This window comes from Streptomyces sp. NPDC127177 (assembly GCF_042672475.1).
Classification (GTDB): domain Bacteria; phylum Actinomycetota; class Actinomycetes; order Streptomycetales; family Streptomycetaceae; genus Streptomyces.
In genome coordinates, this window is the sequence record NZ_JBHXUW010000016.1 from 1 (window position 1) to 19306 (window position 19306).

Genomic DNA, 19306 nt, shown 5'->3' on the forward strand with positions numbered 1-19306 from the left:
TCGCCGTGTCGACGGCCCCGTGGTGGTCGAGCCCGACGTGGCAGTGGGCGTCCACCAGTCCCGGCAGCGCCCACCCGGTGACGACCGTCGCCGCGTCCGCGCCGGCGGGCCGCGCGTACGTGACGCGGCCGTCGACCGCCCAGAGCTCATCTCTGACGTCCTCGGGGCCGACGAGCACCCGCCCCTTCACATGCAGCACCCGCGGCGCCTCGTGATCACTCATGGGCAGCACTGTACGAGGCACCCCGAGGACCGTCCGCGAGGTGCTGGGTACCCTCGGTGCGGGCCGGGTCCGCAGGCCCGGCCGCACACCGATCCGATCCCGAAGAGAGCACCACCGTGACGCACCCCTTCCTCGACCTCGCTCCGCTCACACCCGCGCAGTTCGCGGCGATCGAGCGGCGGGTGGCCGGTCTCCTCGCCACCGAGCAGGACGTCGTCATCATGCAGGGCGAGGCGCTGCTCCCCCTCGAAGGCTGCATCCGGGGCGGCGCCCGCCCCGGGTCCACCGCGCTGAACGTGGTCACGGGTCCTTATGGCCAGACCTTCGGCAACTGGCTGCGCGACTGCGGCGCCGAGGTCGTCGACCTCGATGTGCCCTTCCACACGGCGGTCACCGCCGCCCAGGTCGCCGACGCGCTGGCCGCCCACCCGGAGATCGACTTCGTCTCGCTGGTCCACGCCGAGGCGGCGACCGGCAACACCAACCCGGTCGCGGAGATCGGCGAGGTCGTACGCGCGCACGGGGCGCTGTTCATGCTGGACGCCGTCGCATCGGTGGGCGCCGAGCCGCTGCTGCCCGACGCGTGGGGCGTCGACCTGTGCGTGATCGGCGCGCAGAAGGCGATGGGCGGCCCGGCCGGGGTGTCCGCCGTCTCGGTGAGCGCCCGCGCCTGGGAGCGGCTCGCCGCCAACCCGCAGGCCCCGCGCCGCTCCTACCTGTCGCTGCTGGACTGGAAGGAGCGCTGGATCGACGGTGGCCGCAAGGCGCTGCCGCACGCGCCGGCCCAGCTGGAGATGCTGGCGCTGGAGGCGTGTACGGAGCGGATCGAGGCGGAGGGGCTGGACGCCCTCACGGGGCGGCACACCGCGGCTGCCGCGGCCACCCGGGCGGGCGCGCTCGCGCTGGGCGGCGGACTGACCCCGTACGTGCACGAGGCGAGGGACGCGGCGCCGGTGGCGACCACACTGCGCGCTCCGGAGGGCGTGGACGCCGCGGGGCTGGTCGCGCGGGCGCTCGCCGCGGACCCGTCGCTGCCGCTGATCGCGGGCGGGGGCGCGCTGGCCGGGGAGATGATCCGGGTCAATCACTACGGGGTGGATGCGACGCGGGGCGCGGTGCTCTCCTCGCTCGCGGCTCTGGGGTCGGCGCTGGCCGATGACGGCCGGCAGGTCGATTTCGAAGCTGCCCGCAAGGCGGTCTCGGAAACCTGGCCCAGCGAATAAATTCAGGCACCATCCAAGAATGCGGGGAGCTCTCTTATCGAGAACAGCTCCCCGCATTCTTCTGCCCGCTTTCCCCAGGGCTAAACACCCCAGTTTTCAGCGGGCGCTTCGCACGAATTCGATCACGTCTCAGGAGAGTTACGACGTTGTGACCGACTCCACACCGAGGTCGTTTTGCCCGATAAATGTGGGTCAAATAGGAAGAAAGTGGAGCCGATTCACGCTGGGGCGCGCACCCGCGTGATAGCACAGAAGGGCGCTTCACCCAACCCCTCTCCTCGATGCAATTTCGAAATTTGCTAGGTAAATTGAATTCCCATGACCGCCGCACCAGCAGATTTTGCAAGTGCCCGAAGCGAATTCATCACCATCGACGCCCCACGAGTGGAGGACGGAGCCGCGATCTGGCGCATAGCCCGCGACTCCAAGGTCCTGGACCTCAACTCCTCGTACAGCTACCTGCTGTGGTGCCGTGACTTCGCGGCGACCTCCGTGGTCGCCCGCGACGAGACCGGCAGCCCGGTCGCCTTCGTGACGGGGTACATCAGGCCCGACCGCCCCGAGACGCTCGTCGTCTGGCAGGTGGCCGTCGACCACGGCCACCGCGGCACCGGCCTGGCAGCGAAGCTGCTGGACGCGCTGACCTCACGGGTCGCCGCGAACCAGGGCCTCGCCTCGGTCGAGACGACGATCACGCCGGACAACACCGCATCGGACCGCCTGTTCACCTCCTACGCCCAGCGCCACGACGTGGCACTGGAACACGAGGTGCTCTTCGACGGCGGCCTGTTCCCGGAGGGCACTCATCTGCCGGAAGTGCTCTACCGCATAGGCCCCTTCCACGCCTGAGCGCGCACTTGCGCCGACGCGGCCCCGCGGCCCGTCGCAGTCCCCTTCTACCGCCGCACGTCACACCCCCTCACGCAGGAGACCCGCTGTGACCATCACCCCGCCCGCCCTGAGTGTCTTCGAGACCCTTGAGTCCGAGGTACGTAGCTACTGCCGCGGCTGGCCCGCCGTGTTCGACCGCGCGCAGGGCGCCCGTCTGACGGACGAGGACGGCCACTCCTACCTCGACTTCTTCGCCGGAGCCGGTTCACTCAACTACGGCCACAACAACCCGGTGCTGAAACGCGCGCTGATCGACTACATCGAGCGCGACGGCATCACCCACGGCCTCGACATGGCGACCACCGCCAAGCGGGCCTTCCTGGAGACCTTCCAGAACGTCATCCTGCGCCCGCGCGACCTGCCGTACAAGGTGATGTTCCCCGGCCCGACGGGCACCAACGCCGTCGAGTCGGCCCTGAAGCTGGCCCGCAAGGTCAAGGGCCGCGAGTCCGTGGTCTCGTTCACCAACGCCTTCCACGGCATGTCGCTCGGCTCGCTGGCCGTCACCGGCAACGCCTTCAAGCGCGCCGGCGCCGGTATCCCGCTGGTGCACGGCACGCCGATGCCGTTCGACAACTACTTCGACGGCCAGGTCCCCGACTTCATCTGGTTCGAGCGGCTCCTTGAGGACCAGGGCTCCGGGCTCAACAAGCCCGCCGCCGTGATCGTGGAGACGGTCCAGGGCGAGGGCGGCATCAACGTCGCCCGTGCCGAGTGGCTGCGCGCGCTCCAGGAACTGTGCCACCGCCAGGACATGCTCCTGATCGTCGACGACATCCAGATGGGCTGCGGCCGCACCGGCGGCTTCTTCTCCTTCGAGGAGGCCGGCATCGTCCCGGACATCGTCACGCTGTCGAAGTCCATCAGCGGCTACGGCCTGCCGATGTCGCTCTGCCTCTTCAAGGGCGAGCTGGACATCTGGGAGCCCGGCGAGCACAACGGCACCTTCCGCGGCAACAACCCGGCGTTCGTCACCGCAGCCGCCGCGCTCGACGCCTACTGGGCGGACGGCCAGATGGAGAAGCAGACGCTGGCCCGCGGCGAGCAGATCGAGCAGACGATGCTGGCGATCTGCGGCGAGGAGCCGACCGCGCAGTTCCGCGGCCGCGGACTGGTGTGGGGCCTGGAGTTCAACGACCCGGCGCGTGCGTCGGCCGTCTGCGCCCGCGCGTTCGAGCTGGGGCTGCTCCTGGAGACGTCCGGCCCGCAGAGCGAGGTCGTCAAGCTGCTGCCGCCACTGACCATCACCCCCGAGGAACTGGACGAGGGCCTGCGCACGCTGGCCCGATGCGTCCGCGAGACCGCCTGACCCGGGGCCGCCCCGGGCGGGCCCGATGAGATACACCGCTGCAGAGAGAAAGGCACCGACCCACCGTGATCGTCCGATCGTTCAGTGACATCGAGAACACCGACCGGCATGTGAAGTCCGCCTCAGGAACCTGGGAGAGCAAGCGCATCGTGCTCGCCAAGGAGAAGGTCGGCTTCTCACTCCACGAGACCGTGCTGTACGCCGGCACCGAGACGTCGATGTGGTACGCCAACCACATCGAGGCCGTGCTCTGCACGGAGGGTGAGGCAGAGCTCACCAACGACGAGACCGGTGAGAAGCACTGGATCGCCCCCGGCACGATGTACCTGTTGAACGGGCACGAGCACCACACGCTGCGTCCCAAGACGGACTTCCGCTGCGTGTGCGTCTTCAACCCCCCCGTCACCGGACGGGAGGACCACGACGAGAACGGCGTCTACCCGCTGCTGACCGAGGAGGGCTGAGCACCATGACCACTGATGTACGCGCCGACCTGTACCCATCGCGCGGCGCCGCCGAGATGACCACTCCCCGCCAGGACCCGGTCATCTGGTCCGCGCCCGGCGCACCGGGTCCGGTCGCCGCGAAGGACCTCCAGGGTTTCGAGCGCGACGGTTTCCTCACCGTCGACCAGCTGATCACCCCGGACGAAGTGGCCGGCTACCACGCCGAGCTGGAGCGGCTGATCGCCGATCCGGCGGTACGGGCCGACGAGCGCTCGATCATCGAACCGAAGTCCCAGGACGTACGGTCGGTCTTCGAGGTCCACCGGCTCAGCGAGGTGTTCGCCCGGCTGGTCAGCGACGAGCGTGTGGTGGGCCGGGCCCGGCAGATCCTCGGTTCGGACGTCTACGTCCACCAGTCCCGGATCAACGTCAAGCCGGGCTTCGGTGCCTCCGGGTTCTACTGGCACTCGGACTTCGAGACCTGGCACGCCGAGGACGGTCTCCCGAACATGCGGGCGGTGTCCGTCTCGATCGCACTGACCGAGAACTACGACACCAACGGCGGGCTGATGATCATGCCCGGCTCGCACAAGTCGTTCCTCGGGTGCGCCGGTGAGACGCCGAAGGACAACTACAAGAAGTCGCTCCAGATGCAGGACGCGGGCACCCCGTCCGACGAGGCGCTGACGAAGATGGCCGACCGGCACGGCATCAAGCTCTTCACGGGCCGGGCGGGTTCGGCGACCTGGTTCGACTGCAACTGCATGCACGGCTCGGGGGACAACATCACCCCGTACGCGCGCAGCAACGTCTTCATCGTGTTCAACAGCGTGGAGAACTCGGCCCAGGAGCCCTTCGCGGCTCCGATCCGCCGCCCGGAGTTCATCGGGGCGCGGGACTTCACACCGGTGAAGTAGACGCTCGGGACGCGGCGGGGGTGGAACGGTACGCCGTTTCGCCCCCGCCGCCGTCATAACCCGCTGGACCCCGTGCGGGCCGCGGGTGAGAGTGAGGTCCATGACTTCACACGTACACCACGTCACCGTCGACTGCGCCGACGCCTACGCGCTGGGCTCGTTCTGGGCCGCCGCGCTGGGCGCTTCCCTGGCCGACGACGACTTCCCGGGCGACCCCGAGGCACTGGTCAGGACCCCCGGTACCGCCCTGCTGTTCGTCACCGTGCCGGAGCCCAAGGGCGCCAAGAACCGCGTCCACTTCGACATCCAGCCGGACGACCGCACCCGGGACGAGGAGGTCGAACGGCTGCTCGCGCTCGGTGCCACCCTCGTCGGCGATCACCGCCGGGCGGACGGGCGCGGCTGGGTGACGCTGGCCGACCCCGAGGGCAACGAGTTCTGCGTGGAGTGCGGTGCGCGCGAGCGGGCCGCGCTGACGGGTACGCGGTCCCCGGTCACCGCGGACGACGTCACGTCGGCGGTGCGGCTCGCGGTCGCCGCGCTCGGGGCGTCCCCGGAGCAGGACTGGCACATTCCGGCCGGGACGCTCGACTGGGACTGCTGGGAGACCGTGGAGCACCTGAGCGACGACCTCTTCGCCTACGCGGCTCAACTCGGCCCGCAGTCACCGCCGTTGGCGAACGAGGTGCCGTACGACTGGAAGCCGCGGCGCGCGGGCGGCCCGCACAACGCGATCTTCGCGGACCCGGCGGCCGGTACGGCCGGACTGCTCCAGACCCTGGAGGCCAGCGGCGCGCTGCTGGCGGCGATGGTGCGCACGACGGCTCCGGACGTCCGCTCGTACCACGGGTTCGGGGTGTCGGACGCGGAGGGCTTCGCGGCCATGGGCATCGTGGAGACCCTGGTGCACACCCATGACCTCGCCGAGGGCCTGGGCATCGCCTGGACGCCGTCCGGGGACCTGTGCGACCGGGTGCTCGCGCGGCTCTTCCCGGACGCCCCGGAGGACGGCGACCGGTGGACCGTGCTGCTGTGGTCCACCGGCCGTGCGGATCTGCCGGGCCGTGAGCGCGTGACCTCGTGGAGGTGGCACGGGGCCCCGCTGGAAGAGGCCTGAGGGCTGTCCCGTAACCCCTGGCAAGCACGCGGGACTACGGAACAGTCCTCGGCGTCCACCGGTGGGAGAACCAGCTCGCCGCCGGGAGCAGCTTCGTGTCGTATCCGAACAGCGCCTGGTTCTCCCACGCGTTGCCGGACGCCGGTTCGGCCGGGTCCCAGCCGCCGCCGCTGACGGCGGTCCGGGCGGGCTCCCAGTACACGGAGCATCCCGGCGTTGATCTCATTGCCGATCTGGACCATGTCGGCCGCGGCGCCCTGTGCCTCGAGGGCGTCGAGCACGTCGTGGGTGTGGTCGTACACGTCCGCGCCTAACCCCCCACCCGGACCACGCGCACCGCCCCCGCCGGCACCACGACGTGCCGCTCGGCCGTCTCGCCGGTGAGGAGCTCCGTACCGGCCGCCTCCAACGGCACCTTCGCCTCCGTCTCCGTGTGGTTGATCGCGAAGACGTACGTACCGCCCTCCCCCGCCCGGCGCACGACCTCGACATCGCGCGCAAGCTCCGTGCGGGGCGCGATGCCCGCGTCGTCGCAGGCCCGGTCGAGCACCGTGTCCAGGCCGCCTCCGGTCAGCCGGGTGGAGACGTACCAGGCCGTGCCGTCGCCCAGGCGGTGGCGGGTGACGGCGGGCCGCCCGGCGGCGAGCCCGTCGGCGTAGGACCAGACCGTCTCCGCGCCGCGCGGGATCACCACGTCCGACCAGAGGTCACCGGTCAGCTCGGGCCCATCGGGTGCGCCCTCCGGGGTGATGAGGCGGACGGTGCCGCCCTCGGCGAGCGGGGAGAACTCCTCGACCGTGAGGCCGAGTACGTCCCGCAGGGCGCCCGGGTACGGCCCCGGGTGCACGGCGTCGTCCGCGTCCACGATGCCGGAGAAGTACGAGACCACGAGCGTGCCCCCGCCCTCCACGTAACGGCGCAGATTGCGGCCGGACTCCTCGGTGGCGAGGTAGAGGGCCGGGACGACGACGAGGGGGTAGCCGGACAGATCGGCGTCGGGGTGGGCGAAGTCCACGGTGAGGTGGCGGTCGAAGAGCGAGGCGTAGAACGCGTCGGCGCGCTCGCGGGCGTCGTGGTCCTGGCTCGGGCGCCACTCCAGGGACTGCGCCCACCAGGACTGCCAGTCCCAGACCAGGGCGGCGTCGGCGACGGTCCGGGTGGAGCGGATCCCGTTCAGCAGGCCGAGATCGGCCCCGAGCCGGGAGACCTCGCGCCAGATGCGGGAGTCCGTCCCGGCGTGCGGGAGCATCGCCGAGTGGAACTTCTCGGCGCCGCGCCGCGACTGCCGCCACTGGAAGAACATCGCGCCGTCGGAGCCGCGGGCGACGTGGGCCAGACTGTTGCGGGCCAACTCGCCGGGGCGCTTGGCGGGGTTGCGGGGCTGCCAGTTGACGCCACCGGCGGAGTGTTCGAGCAGCAGCCAGGGCGCGCCACCCGCCACCGAGCGCGTCAGGTCGGCGGCCATGGCGAGGTTGACGTGGGTGCGGCGGCCGTCGGTGATCAGGTAGTGGTCGTTGGTGACGAGGTCGACCTCCCGGCCCCAGGCCCAGTAGTCCACCGAGTCGCACTGGCTGAGCGCGGTCATGAAGTTGGTGGTGACGGGGGCGCCGGGGGCGAGCCGGTGCAGGATGTCGCGTTCGGCGCGGAAGTTCTCGCGCATGGTGGCGTCCGCGAAGCGGGCGTAGTCGAGCTGCTGGGCCGGGTTGCCGACGGTCGGGGTGGTGCGCGGCGGGTCGATCTCGTCGAGGCTTCGGTAGCGCTGGCCCCAGAAGGCGGTGCCCCAGGCCTCGTTGACGGCGTCGACGCCACCGTGCCGGCCGGTGAGCCAGCGGCGGAAGTGGCCGGCACAGCTGTCGCAGTAGCAGGCGCTCACGGGGACGCCGTACTCGTTGTGGACGTGCCACATGGCGAGCGCGGGGTGCTTCCCGTAGCGGCGGGCGAGCTGTTCGGTGATGTTTGCCGCGGCGGCGCGGTAGTCGGGGTTGCTGTGGCAGATCGCACCACGTGATCCGAAGGCGTACCGGACGCCGTCCCGGCTGACCGGCAGGGCCTCGGGGTGGGCGCGGTAGAACCAGGCGGGCGGTGCGACCGTGGGGGTGCCCAGGTCGGCGCGGACGCCGTTGACGTGCAGCAGGTCCAGGAGCCGGTCGAGCCAGCCGAAGTCGTATGTGCCCGGCTCGGGTTCGAGCAGCGCCCAGGAGAAGATCCCGACGCTGACCATGGTCACCCCGGCCTCCCGCATGAGGCGTACGTCCTCGTGCCAGACCTCCTCGGGCCACTGCTCGGGGTTGTAGTCGCCGCCGAAGGCCAGCTGGTGCAGACCCTGCGGGGCAGTAGCGCGAGGGGTGTGCGGCATGGGCGTCTCCTGGGCTCTTCGGTACAACTTCTGGGAACGTGCACACACACTCTCGGTGGCGCTGAGCCAACATAAGCGCACAGCATCAACCATTGACAAGTGTCGGATTCGTTTCTCTACTGTGAACGCTCACAGCGCATGCCGGCGCTGCACCCTCGCTTCTCGTCAGGGGAGAAATCCATGAAGTACCGCATCGTCGCGGTGTCCGCGGCCGCGTCGCTCGCCGCCACCGCCCTGCTCACGGGCTGCGGCTCGTCGGACGACGACAGCAGCGGGGACGGTCCGGCCGCCTCCGGGCCCGTGTCGCTCACCTACTGGGCCTGGGCCCCCGGTCTCGACAAGGTCGCGGACATCTGGAACAAGGGCGAGGGCAAGAAGGCCGGCATCACGGTCACCGTGAAGAAGCAGGCCTCCGGCGACGACCTGGTCACCAAGATCATCACCGCGGCGAAGGCGCACAAGGCCCCCGACCTGGTGCAGGCCGAGTACCAGGCGCTCCCCACCCTGGTCTCCAACGACGTGCTCGCCGACATCTCCGAGGAGGCGGGCGACGCCGAGGACGAGTTCGCCGACGGCATCTGGCAGCAGACGACGCTGGGCTCGGACGCCCTGTACGCGCTGCCGCAGGACTCCGGTCCGCTGATGTTCTACTACCGCCAGGACCTGTTCAAGAAGTACGGCCTGTCGGTGCCCACCACCTGGGACGAGTTCGCCGCGACCGCCCGTGCGCTGAAGAAGAAGGCCCCGGACAAGGACCTCACCACCTTCTCGTCCAACGACTCCGGTCTCTTCGCGGGCCTCGCCCAGCAGGCCGGTGCGCAGTGGTGGACCACCGCGGGCGACAAGTGGAAGGTCGCCATCGACGAGCCGGGCACGCGGAAGGTCGCGGACTTCTGGGGCGGTCTGGTCAAGGAGGGCGCCATCGACAACCAGCCGATGTACACCCCGGCCTGGAACAAGGCGCTCAACACCGGCAAGCAGATCGCCTGGGTCAGCGCCGTCTGGGCGCCGGGCACCCTGACGACCGCGGCCCCCGACACCGCGGGCAAGTGGGCCATGGCCCCGCTCCCCCAGTGGAAGTCCGGCGAGAGCGTCACCGGCAGCTGGGGCGGTTCCTCCACCGCGGTCACCAACGACTCGAAGCACAAGGAGGCGGCGGCCACGTTCGCGAAGTGGCTGAACACCGACACCGCCGCGCTCGGCGCCCTGGTGAAGGAGAGCGGCATCTACCCCGCCGCGACCGCCGCCCAGACCGGTGGCGCGCTGGCGAAGCCCCCGGCGTACTTCGCCAACCAGCCCGACTTCTACACCGAGGCCGCCAAGATAGCCAAGGGCACCGCGCCCGCCGCCTGGGGCCCGAACGTGAACGTCGCGTACACCGCCTTCAAGGACAACTTCGCCGGGGCTGCCAAGAGCAGGTCCGGCTTCGGCCCGGCCCTGACCGCCATGCAGGACGCCACGGTCGCCGACCTGAAGAAGCAGGGCTTCGGAGTCTCCGAGTGACACGCGCCCGCCGCCGGAGGCCGTACGGGGTCAAGAGCGCCCCGTACGCCTTCCTGCTCCCCGCCACCGCGCTCTTCCTGCTCTTCTTCGCCCTGCCCATCGGGTACGCGCTCTATCTGAGCTTCCGCCGGACCGAGGTCAGCGGACTCGGTCTGGGCAAGGGCGCCCGCAAGGAGATCTGGGCCGGCCTCGCCAACTACACCGGCGCGCTCTCCGACTCCGAGCTGCTGCACGGCGCGCTGCGCATCCTCGGCTACGGGGCGATCGTCGTCCCGGTGATGCTGGGCCTGGCCCTGCTGTTCGCGCTGCTCCTGGACACCGAACGGATCCGGCTGCGCGGCTTCACCCGGCTGGCGATCTTCCTCCCGTACGCGATCCCGGGTGTGGTCGCCGCCCTGATGTGGGGCTTCCTCTACCTGCCGGACGTCAGTCCGTTCTACTTCCTGCTGGACAGGGCCGGTCTGCCGCAGCCCGATCTGCTCGACGGCGGACCGCTCTATCTCGCCCTGGCCAACATCGCGGTCTGGGGCGGCACGGGCTTCAACATGATCGTGATCTACACCTCGCTGCGGGCGATCCCCGCCGAGATCTTCGAGGCGGCCCGCCTGGACGGCTGCTCGCAGTGGCAGATCGCGTTCCGGATCAAGATCCCGATGGTGGCGCCCTCGCTGGTGCTGACGTTCTTCTTCTCGATCATCGCCACGCTCCAGGTGTTCAACGAACCGACCACGCTGAAGCCGCTCACCAACTCCCTCTCCACCACCTGGAGTCCGCTGATGAAGGTCTATCAGGACGCCTTCGTCAACAACGACATCTACGCGGCGGCCGCGCAGGCGGTCATCATCGCCGTCGCCACCCTGGCCCTGTCCTTCGGCTTCCTCCGGGCGGCCAACTCCCGTACGAAGCAGGGGGACCCCCAGTGAGCACGCAGATCGTCCGGCCGCTGCCGGCCGGCCCCCGCCGGTTCTCCGTGGTGCCGACGGCGGCCCTGCTGCTCGGCGCCCTCTACTGCCTGCTGCCCGTCGCCTGGGTCCTGGTCGCCTCGACCAAGTCCGGCAGCGAGCTGTTCTCCACCTTCACCTTCCTGCCCGGCTCCGGCTTCGCGGACAACGTCTCCGAGCTCTCCGCGTACCGGGACGGCGTGTACTGGAAGTGGATGGCCAACTCGGCCTTCTACGCCGGTGTGGGCGCGCTGCTGTCGACAGCGGTCTCCGCGGTGTCGGGGTACGCGCTCGCCGTGTACCGCTTCCGCGGCAAGGAGAGCGTCTTCAACATCCTGCTGGCCGGTGTGCTGATGCCGCCGGTGATCCTCGCCGTACCGCAGTACCTGCTGCTGGCCGAGGCCGACCTGACCGACTCCTACCTCTCGGTCCTGCTGCCGGTGATCCTCTCCCCGTACGGGGTCTACCTCGCCCGGATCTACGCGGCGGCCGCCGTGCCGGGCGACGTGATCGAGGCCGGGCGGATGGACGGCGGCAGCGAGTGGCGCATCTTCCGGACGATCGCGCTGCCGATGATGCTGCCCGGCCTGGTGACCGTCTTCCTCTTCCAGTTCGTCGCGGTCTGGAACAACTTCCTGCTGCCGTACATCATGCTCGGCGACGACGAGAAGTTCCCGGTCACGCTCGGGCTCTACACCCTCCTCCAGCAGGGCTCCACCACTCCGGCCCTCTATACCCTGGTGATCACGGGGGCGCTGCTGGCGATCGTCCCGCTGATCGCTCTGTTCCTGGTCATTCAGCGTTTCTGGAGCCTCGACCTGCTCTCCGGCGCCGTAAAGTCCTGACGGGCCCCGCCAGGACGTCACTTGACGAAAGATCACGCACCATGAGCCGCACAGAACAGACCGGTACGGGACGCCGCCGGCCGCCGACGATCCACGACGTGGCGCGGGAGGCCGGGGTCTCGCGCGGCACGGTCTCCCGGGTGCTCAACGGCGGTCACAACGTCAGCCCGGCCGCGCTCGATGCGGTGAACTCCGCCATCCGCAAGACCGGTTACACGGTGAACCGGCACGCCAGGTCGCTGATCACGGGCCGCTCCGACTCGGTGGCGTTCCTGCTCACCGAGCCCCAGGAACGGTTCTTCGAGGACCCGAACTTCAATGTGCTGCTGCGGGGCTGCACCAGCGCGCTCGCCGCGCACGACATCCCGCTGTTGCTGATGATCGCCGGTACGGAGGCGGAGCGCCGCCGCAACATGCGGTACATCGCAAGCCATGTGGACGGGGTCCTGCTGGTCTCCAGTCACTCCGGCGATCCGGTCGCCGCCCAGCTGCACGAGGCCGGGGTGCCCCTGGTCGCCTGCGGGAAACCGCTCGGCCAGGGCTCGAAGGTCAGCTACGTGGCGGCCGACGACCGGGACGGCGCCCGGGACATGGTGCGTTTCCTGTACGAGTCGGGGCGCCGGCGGATCGGTACGGTCAGCGGCCCGCTGGACACCCCGGGCGGTGTGGAGCGGCTGGCCGGCTACCGCGAGATGCTGGCCGACTGCGGACTGCCCGTCGACGACGCGCTGATCGTGCCGGGCGACTACAGCCGGTCGGGCGGCGAGACGGCCGCCGCGCTGCTGCTGGAGCGGGCCCCGGACCTGGACGCGGTGTTCGTCGCCTCGGACCTGATGGCGCAGGGGGTGCTGGCCGCGCTGGAGAAGGCGGGGCGCGACGTGCCGCACGATGTCGCGGTGGGCGGGTTCGACGACTCCCCCGCCGCGCTCGCCTCCCGGCCCGCGCTGACGACGATCCGTCAGCCGTGGGACCGGATCAGCGCCGAGATGGTCCGGGTGCTGCTGGCCCAGATCGGCGGGGACGACCCGGCCGCCGTGATACTGCCCACCGAGCTGGTCCGCCGCGAATCGGCGTGAGGGCCGGTGGTCCGGCCCCCGGCGCCGGGAGGCGGGGGGCCGGGGACCGGGGCCGGACGGCCGGTTCTCACACCTCCAGCGCGGGGTAGTCGGTGTAGCCGCGGTGGTCGCCCCCGTAGAAGGTCGCCCGGTCCGCGGTGTTGTACGGGCCGCCCGCCCGCAGCCGGTCCGGCAGGTCCGGGTTGGCCAGGAACAGCGCGCCGTAGGAGACGATGTCGGCCACGCCCTCCTCGACCAGGGCGAGCGACTCGGGTCCGGTGGAGCCGTCGGTCGCCGGGTTGAGCACGATCGTGCCGTTGAACTCCTTGCTCAGGGTGGCGGTCAGCGCCCGGTCCGCGGCCTTGGCCTCGACGATGTGCAGATAGGCGAGTCCGACCGGTTCGATGGCCCGCACCAGTGCGCTGTAGGTGGCATCGGGTGCGGGCTCGTCGATGTCGTTGAACGCGTTTCCGGGCGAGATCCGGATTCCGGTGCGCGCGGCGCCGATCTCGGCGGCGACGGCGCGCACGGTCTCGACGGCGAACCGGATGCGGCCCTCCACTGAGCCGCCCCATTCGTCGGTGCGCAGGTTGGAGTTGGGCGCCAGGAACTGGTGGATCAGATAGCCGTTGGCGCCGTGCAGCTCCACCCCGTCGAACCCGGCGTCCACCGCGTTGCGCGCGGCGGTGGCGAAATCGGCGATCGTCGCGCGGACCTCGGCGCCGGTCAGCTCGCGCGGGGTGACGAAGTCCTTCGCGCCCTCCTGGGTGAAGACCTGCCCCGCCGCCGCGACCGGGGAGGCGCCGACCGGGGTGAGACCGTCGGGCAGCAGGACCGGGTGGCCGATACGGCCGGCGTGCATGAGCTGGGCGAAGATCGTGCCGCCCTTGGCGTGCACGGCGTCGGTGACCCTGCGCCAGCCGGCCACCTGCGCCTCGCTGTGCAGACCGGGGGTGCTGGGGTAGCCCTGGCCGACGGCCGAGGGCTGGACGCCCTCGGTGATGACCAGCCCGGCCGAGGCGCGCTGCGCGTAGTACTCCGCGGTCAGCTCCGTCGGTATGCCGGCATCGCCCGCCCGGCTACGGGTCATCGGCGCCAGGGCGATGCGGTTGGCGAGCTGTGTACCGGCCAGATCGAACGGGTCGAATGCGGTGGTCATGAGAAGCTCCCGGAAACTTATGTGGTCGGCCAAGTATCTGCGACGTGTGCCACTGTAACTCATTACTTGGCCGGCCAAGGTAAAGTCGTGGGTCAGCCCTCCGGGCCGGCGGTGGAGCCGGCCGGGGCCCACCGCGCACCGCCCCGAGGAGTCCCGATGAAGTCCGAACCCGCCTGTACCGAGCTGCCGAGCGCCGCCCGGGGCGGCCCCGTCAGCCATGCCGTCTCACGGGTCGCACGGCTCCACCGGATCACGGCGGGCAAGCTGCTCAAGAGCGCGGGCCTCTACCCGGGCCAGGAGTTCCTGATGATGTACCTCTGGGACGCGGGCGCGGTCCGCCAGTCGGAGGTGATCAAGGCGGTCGACCTCGATCCGTCCACGGTCACCAAGATGCTCCAGCGCCTGGAGCAGTCCGGACACGTCCGCCGCAGCCCCGACCCGGCCGACCGCCGGGCCGTCCTGGTCGAGGCCACCGACAACAGCTGCGCCCTGCTCTCCGAGGTGGAGCGGGCCTGGACGGATCTGGAGGAGCACACCCTCGCGGGGCTGGACGGCGGCGAGCGCGAGGAGCTGGCCCGGCTGCTGGCCAAGGTCGAGGAGAACCTCTGCCGGGAGACGGCGGACTGCCCGGAGAGCCGCTGACCGCGCGGGCCCCCGCACCCGCCCGCGAGCCGGCTCAGCCCGCCAGCACGTCCAGCGCGCGGTCCACATCGGCCTCGGTGTTGTAGAGGTGGAAGGCCGCCCGGAGATTGCCCGCCCGGTCGGAGACCACCACTCCGGCGCGCGCCAGCTCCGCAGCCCGGCCCCCGAGTCCGGGCACCGCGACCACGGCAGTCTCCCCCGGCACCGCCTCGCGCCCCAGCCCGGCCAGACCGGACCGGAAGCGGGCCGCGAGCCCGGTGGCGTGCTCGTGGACGGCACCGATACCGATCTCGTTCAGCAGCGCGAGGGAGTGCTCGGCGCCGTGATAGGCGAGGAACACGGGCGACTCGTCGTAGCGGCGGGCGTCGGACGCGAGCTTCCCGACCGGCCCGTAGGTGCCGCCCCACCGGTCCTCCCCCGCGAGCCAGCCGGCGTGTGCGGCGGGCAGGGACTGCTGCGCCTCCTCCGTCACGGTGAGGAAGGAGGCGCCACGCGGGCAGAGCAGGAACTTGAAGCCGGCGGTGACCGTGTAGTCGTACGCCCCGGCGTCCAGCGGGAGCCAGCCCGCCGACTGGGTGGCGTCCAGCAGCGTACGGGCGCCGTGGGCGGCCGCCGCGGCCCGTACCGCGTCCAGAGCGACGAGCCGGCCGTCGGCCGACTGGACGGAGGAGAAGGCGACGAGCGCGGTGGAAGGGCGTACCGCGTCGGCCAGCTCCGTCAGCGGGACGTACCGCATCCGGAGATCGCCACGGACCGCGAACGGGCTGACGACCGAGCTGAACTCACCTTCGGGCACCAGCACTTCGGACCCGGCCGGTAGCGAGCAGGCGATCAGGCCGACGTGCACGGCGACCGAGCTGCCGAGTGCGACCCGCCCGGGACCGACACCGGCGATCCGCGCGAAACCGTCCCGGGCGCTGTCCGCCGCCCCGAAATCGCCCGCGCCCTCCCGGCGGCCCGTGGCGTTCTCCTCGGCGAGGGCCTTCACCGCGTCGACGGTCCGGCGGGGCAGCAGCCCGCAGCTGGAGGTGTTGAGGTAGGCGGTCTCCGGCGCGAACTCGGCGTCGACCGCACGGCTGAGCGAAGAGATCATCATGCGTCCAGCCTGAGGGCCCCTCAACCCATAGTCAATTACCAATAGTTAAGGGGCATCCCCAAGAAATGCTTATGTGTGCGGACGGTCGCCGATCAACCCTTGCGTCGGGCCGGGCCGCGTATCAGCCCTTGCCGTCGGCCGGGGGGACCTCGCACGCGCCGTCGGCGTCGCACGCCGCGGCGTCGTCCTGGCCGACCGTGGTCAGCGGGCGCTCCTGCCACGCCTGCTCAAGCGCCTGTGCGAAGACCTCGGCGGGCTGGCCGCCGGAGATCCCGTACCGCCGGTCGAGCACGAAGAACGGCACCGCGTTGGCGCCCAGCTCGGAGGCCTCCCGCTCATCGGCACGCACCTCGTCCGCGTACGCCTCCGGGTCGGCGAGCACCGCCCGCGCCTCGTCGGCGTCCAGCCCCGCCTCGGCGGCCAGCTCGATCAGCACGTCCCCGTCGTAGACGGACCGCTCCTCGGCGAAGTTGGCCCGGTAGGCGAGGCCCAACAGCTCGTCCTGACGGCCGCGGGCCTTGGCAAGGTGCAGCAGCCGGTGGATGTCGAAGGTGCTGCCGTAGTCGCGCCCCTCCGTGAGGTAGCCGAGCCCCTCGGCCTGCGCGTTGGCCGCGACGTTCGCCTCCATGGCCCGCGCTTCCTCACGGGTGCGCCCGTACTTCTGCGCCAGCATGTCGATGACCTGCCCGTTGTCGCCCTTGGCGCGCCCCGGGTCGAGCTCGAAGGAACGGTGCACCACCTCGACCTCGTCGCGGTGGGCGAACCCTGCCAGGCCCTTCTCGAAACGGGCCTTGCCGATGTAGCACCACGGGCAGGCGATGTCGCTCCAGATCTCGACGCGCATGACTCTTCTTCTCTCCAGCTCTCGGGCGGCCGCTCGCACGGCACGGAGGCACCCTCCGCTCCCTGGGAACGCGTGTCCGGGGCAGGTCATTCCCCGGAGCCGGCGAACGAGCGGCGCCCCTACACGTCGCGGCGGGGACCGGCCGGCACCTCCAGCCGCAGCACCAGATGGGTGCCCGCGCGGGGGTGGTCCGGATCCTGGGTCCAGCCGCGGGCCGCGTAGAACGACTGGGCGCGGGTGTTGTGGACGAACACCTCCAGGCGGGCCTCCACCACCCCGTCCCGCTGCCAGGCCGCCACACACGCGTCGTGCAGCTCCGTGCCGACACCCTCACGCCAGTGGGCCGGTGCCACATGGAGCTGGCTGAGGTGTGTGATGCCATCGCGGGCCGAGTGGGCCGCGATCCCGGTGAGGACACCGTCCCGCTCGGCGCAGAGCACGGTGGCGTCGTCCCGGTCGATGGCGCGGGCCCAGCCGCCCCGGCTGCGACCGACCTCCTCCTCGCCCGCGTACTCCTCCTGGGGCAGATGGCCCCGGTAGTAGGTGGCGCGTGCCTCGGTGTGCAGGCGGACTATCGCGTCGAGATCGGCGGGCGTCGCAGTTCGGATCATGGTGATGGGGACGCGTCCGGTCAGCCGGGGGTTGCGGCTCCCGCCACCCGGCTGGGCGAGCCGTGCCCCTGCCCTGCGGGGGCGGGGACACGGCCCACGGGTGCGGACCCGCTAGATCTTGCCGGCGCCCGCCCCGCCGGTCACCGAGGAGACGACGGACGAGGCCGGTTCGGCGGTGTACGAGTACGGCGCCTGAGTGAACGAACCGACCTGCGAGATCTCGGTGGCCGCGCCGCCGAGGTCGTTGCCGCGCTCCACGACGTAACCGTCGTCGTCGCTGTCCCGGATGGTGGTGATGGCGACCCCGGTGCTGCGGAAGACGTTGTTCTCCACCAGCATCTGCGCCCCCATCCGCGAGTGCACGGCCGTCGAGGCGCCCACGACGTAGTTGTCGTAGAAGTGCCCGGTGCCGAAACGGAGGCTGGGGATACGGGAGTTGACGTTGTTGAAGTAGTTGTGGTGATAGGTCACGTGGAGGTGCCCGGTGTCCTCGCTCGCATTGCTGTCACTGTGGCCGACCAGGCTGCCCTTGTAGTGGTCCTTGAAGGTGTTCCAGGAGACGGTGACCTGGTCGGAGGCGTGGGTGATGTCGAGCAGACCGTCGTAGTAGTCCTTGTCGTGGTCGCGGTCCGCGGAGAAGGTGTTGTGGTCGATCCACACCCTGGTCGACTTCTGCACGGTGATCCCGTCGGCGGGGGCGACCGGCTTGCTGATGTTGAGGTTGCGGATCACGATGTTCGTCGAGTTCTTCAGCCGCAGCCCTCCCCCGGTGAACCCGGAGGACGAACCGACGCCGAGCACGGTGGTGTTGGAGCCGATGTCGACCTGGCCGCTCAGCGAGATGATCCCGCTGACCTTCACCGTCTTGGCGGCGGTGCCCGTCACGGCCGTCTTGAAGGCGGAGAGGCTGGTGACCGTCACGGCGGAGGAGCTGCCGCCACCGGTCGTACCGGCCCCGTATCCCACGGGAGATGTTTCGGCGGCCCCGGCGGAGCCCGGAAGCACGGCGACGGCGACGACGGCGGCTGTTCCGGCGGCGAGGGCGGCGAGACCGCGACTGCGACTGCGGAGGTGGGTGCGCATGATGTCCCTTCGGTACGACGAGGTGCGGGGAGGGTGCGGTACTGAGCGGCTGTGTGCGCGGCGCGAGGCGTCCGCGTGCGAGCCGCTGTCCCTCGGTTGTCGCCGCCGGGAGCCCGGGGGTTGCCGGGTCGGGGCCGTAATCTCCGAAGCTCCGCGCTGCCGCACCACCGGGCGAGGGGATCCGGGCGCCACCACCGTCAAGGCCGTGCTGCGCAGGGAAGTCGACACATACGCGTGCCCGGTGCGGCCAATGCGGTCGACAACCGGCTCGCGCCTCGTGAAGAATCGGCCGCCATGCTGAAGAACAGAGCCGCAGTGCTCACCCTGGTGGGCATTCTGCTGGTCTCGAATATCGTCCTGCTGGCGTTCCTGCTCAGTACGAACGCGCTCTTCGAGGACGATGTCGCGATAGGCAAGGCCGCCCCCCGGGATACGACCGTCACCTTTCCCGCGCTCAAGGACGGGGCGGTCCTGGCCCCGAACCGGTGGCCGGACGCATGCTCGTTCGTGGGCCGGGAGGAGGTCGAGGCCATCCTGCCCGGCGCCAAGGACATCGCGCAGGAGAGCAGCCCGGTCAACGCCTTGTCGGTCAAGGAGTTCGCCGCGGACCCTTCGTGGAAAGAGAGCGACAGGTCCGAGGCCGGCCAATGCCTCTACAGCATGCGCCTTCCGGGTGAGACCTACAGCGCCACCCAGTTCTGGTTCCGCATCGAGGCCGTGGCCGACCCCGAGTTGATCGTCCGCTACGCCGGTCGCGTCGCGCGGGGGACCAAGATCACCGAAGGTGCGGGGGGCGCGGATCGCTGTCTCGTCACCGGCCTCGCCGAGGGCAACTGGAACTGCCGCAAGGGCCCGCTGCTGTTCACCGTGGGCGGGCAGACCACCGTGACCTTCAAGGGCACACCGGCCCCAGCACCTTTCGTCTGGCGGGACGATGTGCTCCCCGAGTTCGTCCGGACCATCACCGCGAAGATCCAGTAGCCGACGTCCTCGCCCTCCCGGGTCCGCCGGTCGCCGGGCGCAGGTCCTGCGCCTCAGGCGCTCC

18 protein-coding genes and 2 pseudogenes are annotated in these 19306 nt (G+C 70.7%); 12 read left to right on the forward strand and 8 right to left on the reverse strand.

What is annotated here, in order from left to right:
* Positions 1-223, reverse strand: a pseudogene (locus ACFVJX_RS12350) (amidohydrolase); the annotation flags it as partial.
* 116 nt (positions 224-339) lie between these two features.
* Between ACFVJX_RS12350 and ACFVJX_RS12355 the strand changes: the two are divergent.
* The 6 genes from ACFVJX_RS12355 to ACFVJX_RS12380 all read left to right on the forward strand — a co-directional run bounded on the left by ACFVJX_RS12355 (position 340) and on the right by ACFVJX_RS12380 (position 6126).
* Complete coding sequence (locus tag ACFVJX_RS12355; protein ID WP_384130918.1) at positions 340-1446, forward strand: pyridoxal-phosphate-dependent aminotransferase family protein; 1107 nt, start codon at positions 340-342, stop codon at positions 1444-1446.
* 318 nt (positions 1447-1764) lie between these two features.
* Positions 1765-2295, forward strand: coding sequence for a diaminobutyrate acetyltransferase (gene ectA, locus ACFVJX_RS12360; protein ID WP_384130921.1), 531 nt, complete (start codon positions 1765-1767; stop codon positions 2293-2295).
* Positions 2296-2383: 88 nt separating this feature from the next.
* Positions 2384-3646: a diaminobutyrate--2-oxoglutarate transaminase gene (gene ectB, locus ACFVJX_RS12365; protein ID WP_384130923.1), complete on the forward strand. Its 1263-nt coding sequence runs from the start codon at positions 2384-2386 to the stop codon at positions 3644-3646.
* 65 nt (positions 3647-3711) lie between these two features.
* Positions 3712-4110: an ectoine synthase gene (locus tag ACFVJX_RS12370; RefSeq protein ID WP_326595736.1), complete on the forward strand. Its 399-nt coding sequence runs from the start codon at positions 3712-3714 to the stop codon at positions 4108-4110.
* 5 nt (positions 4111-4115) lie between these two features.
* Positions 4116-5009: an ectoine hydroxylase gene (gene thpD / locus ACFVJX_RS12375; protein ID WP_384130927.1), complete on the forward strand. Its 894-nt coding sequence runs from the start codon at positions 4116-4118 to the stop codon at positions 5007-5009.
* 100 nt (positions 5010-5109) lie between these two features.
* On the forward strand, positions 5110-6126 hold the full coding sequence (locus ACFVJX_RS12380; protein ID WP_384130930.1) for a VOC family protein: 1017 nt from the start codon (positions 5110-5112) through the stop codon (positions 6124-6126).
* A gap of 34 nt (positions 6127-6160) precedes the next feature.
* On the opposite strand, the pseudogene ACFVJX_RS12385 reads toward ACFVJX_RS12380, so the two are convergent.
* Positions 6161-6440, reverse strand: a pseudogene (locus ACFVJX_RS12385) (glycosyl hydrolase 53 family protein); the annotation flags it as partial.
* Entirely contained in the window at positions 6437-8482 is a 2046-nt protein-coding gene (locus ACFVJX_RS12390) for a beta-galactosidase (protein WP_384130933.1), read from the reverse strand. The gene ACFVJX_RS12390 and the pseudogene ACFVJX_RS12385, both read right to left, overlap by 4 nt.
* 180 nt (positions 8483-8662) lie before the next feature.
* On the opposite strand from ACFVJX_RS12390, the gene ACFVJX_RS12395 reads away from it, so the two are divergent.
* The 4 genes from ACFVJX_RS12395 to ACFVJX_RS12410 are packed head-to-tail and all read left to right on the forward strand — an operon-like array spanning position 8663 to position 12847.
* Positions 8663-9985: an ABC transporter substrate-binding protein gene (locus tag ACFVJX_RS12395; protein WP_384130936.1), complete on the forward strand. Its 1323-nt coding sequence runs from the start codon at positions 8663-8665 to the stop codon at positions 9983-9985.
* Positions 9982-10908 carry a carbohydrate ABC transporter permease gene (locus tag ACFVJX_RS12400; protein ID WP_384130939.1) on the forward strand — a complete coding sequence of 309 codons (927 nt, stop codon included), beginning with the start codon at positions 9982-9984 and terminating at the stop codon, positions 10906-10908. Before ACFVJX_RS12395 ends, ACFVJX_RS12400 begins: the two co-directional genes overlap by 4 nt.
* Positions 10905-11771 (forward strand): carbohydrate ABC transporter permease, encoded by an 867-nt coding sequence (locus ACFVJX_RS12405; protein WP_384130942.1) that lies wholly within the window; start codon positions 10905-10907, stop codon positions 11769-11771. The genes ACFVJX_RS12400 and ACFVJX_RS12405 overlap by 4 nt, the downstream gene beginning before the upstream one ends.
* Positions 11772-11812: 41 nt before the next feature.
* Positions 11813-12847 (forward strand): LacI family DNA-binding transcriptional regulator, encoded by a 1035-nt coding sequence (locus tag ACFVJX_RS12410; RefSeq protein WP_384130945.1) that lies wholly within the window; start codon positions 11813-11815, stop codon positions 12845-12847.
* A gap of 67 nt (positions 12848-12914) precedes the next feature.
* Here ACFVJX_RS12410 and ACFVJX_RS12415 read toward each other — a convergent pair whose 3' ends face one another.
* On the reverse strand, positions 12915-13985 hold the full coding sequence (locus ACFVJX_RS12415) for an alkene reductase (RefSeq protein WP_384130948.1): 1071 nt from the start codon (positions 13983-13985) through the stop codon (positions 12915-12917).
* A gap of 156 nt (positions 13986-14141) precedes the next feature.
* Between ACFVJX_RS12415 and ACFVJX_RS12420 the strand changes: the two genes are divergently transcribed.
* A complete protein-coding gene (locus ACFVJX_RS12420) occupies positions 14142-14627 on the forward strand; it encodes a MarR family winged helix-turn-helix transcriptional regulator (protein WP_384130950.1) in 486 nt (161 codons plus the stop codon).
* Between the two features lie 34 nt (positions 14628-14661).
* Here ACFVJX_RS12420 and ACFVJX_RS12425 read toward each other — a convergent pair whose 3' ends face one another.
* The 4 genes from ACFVJX_RS12425 to ACFVJX_RS12440 form a co-directional block, all read right to left on the reverse strand.
* Positions 14662-15723, reverse strand: coding sequence for an aminotransferase class V-fold PLP-dependent enzyme (locus ACFVJX_RS12425; RefSeq protein ID WP_384130953.1), 1062 nt, complete (start codon positions 15721-15723; stop codon positions 14662-14664).
* Positions 15724-15844: 121 nt separating this feature from the next.
* On the reverse strand, positions 15845-16567 hold the full coding sequence (locus tag ACFVJX_RS12430; RefSeq protein ID WP_384130956.1) for a DsbA family oxidoreductase: 723 nt from the start codon (positions 16565-16567) through the stop codon (positions 15845-15847).
* Positions 16568-16686: 119 nt separating this feature from the next.
* Entirely contained in the window at positions 16687-17178 is a 492-nt protein-coding gene (locus ACFVJX_RS12435) for a GNAT family N-acetyltransferase (RefSeq protein ID WP_384130959.1), read from the reverse strand.
* Between the two features lie 111 nt (positions 17179-17289).
* Positions 17290-18261, reverse strand: a complete 972-nt coding sequence (locus tag ACFVJX_RS12440) for a polysaccharide lyase family 1 protein (protein WP_384130961.1) — start codon at positions 18259-18261, stop codon at positions 17290-17292.
* Between the two features lie 294 nt (positions 18262-18555).
* Between ACFVJX_RS12440 and ACFVJX_RS12445 the strand changes: the two genes are divergently transcribed.
* The gene (locus tag ACFVJX_RS12445; protein ID WP_384130964.1) at positions 18556-19242 is read left to right on the forward strand and encodes a hypothetical protein; all 687 of its coding nucleotides are present in this window, start codon (positions 18556-18558) and stop codon (positions 19240-19242) included.
* Positions 19243-19306 lie beyond the last annotated feature (64 nt).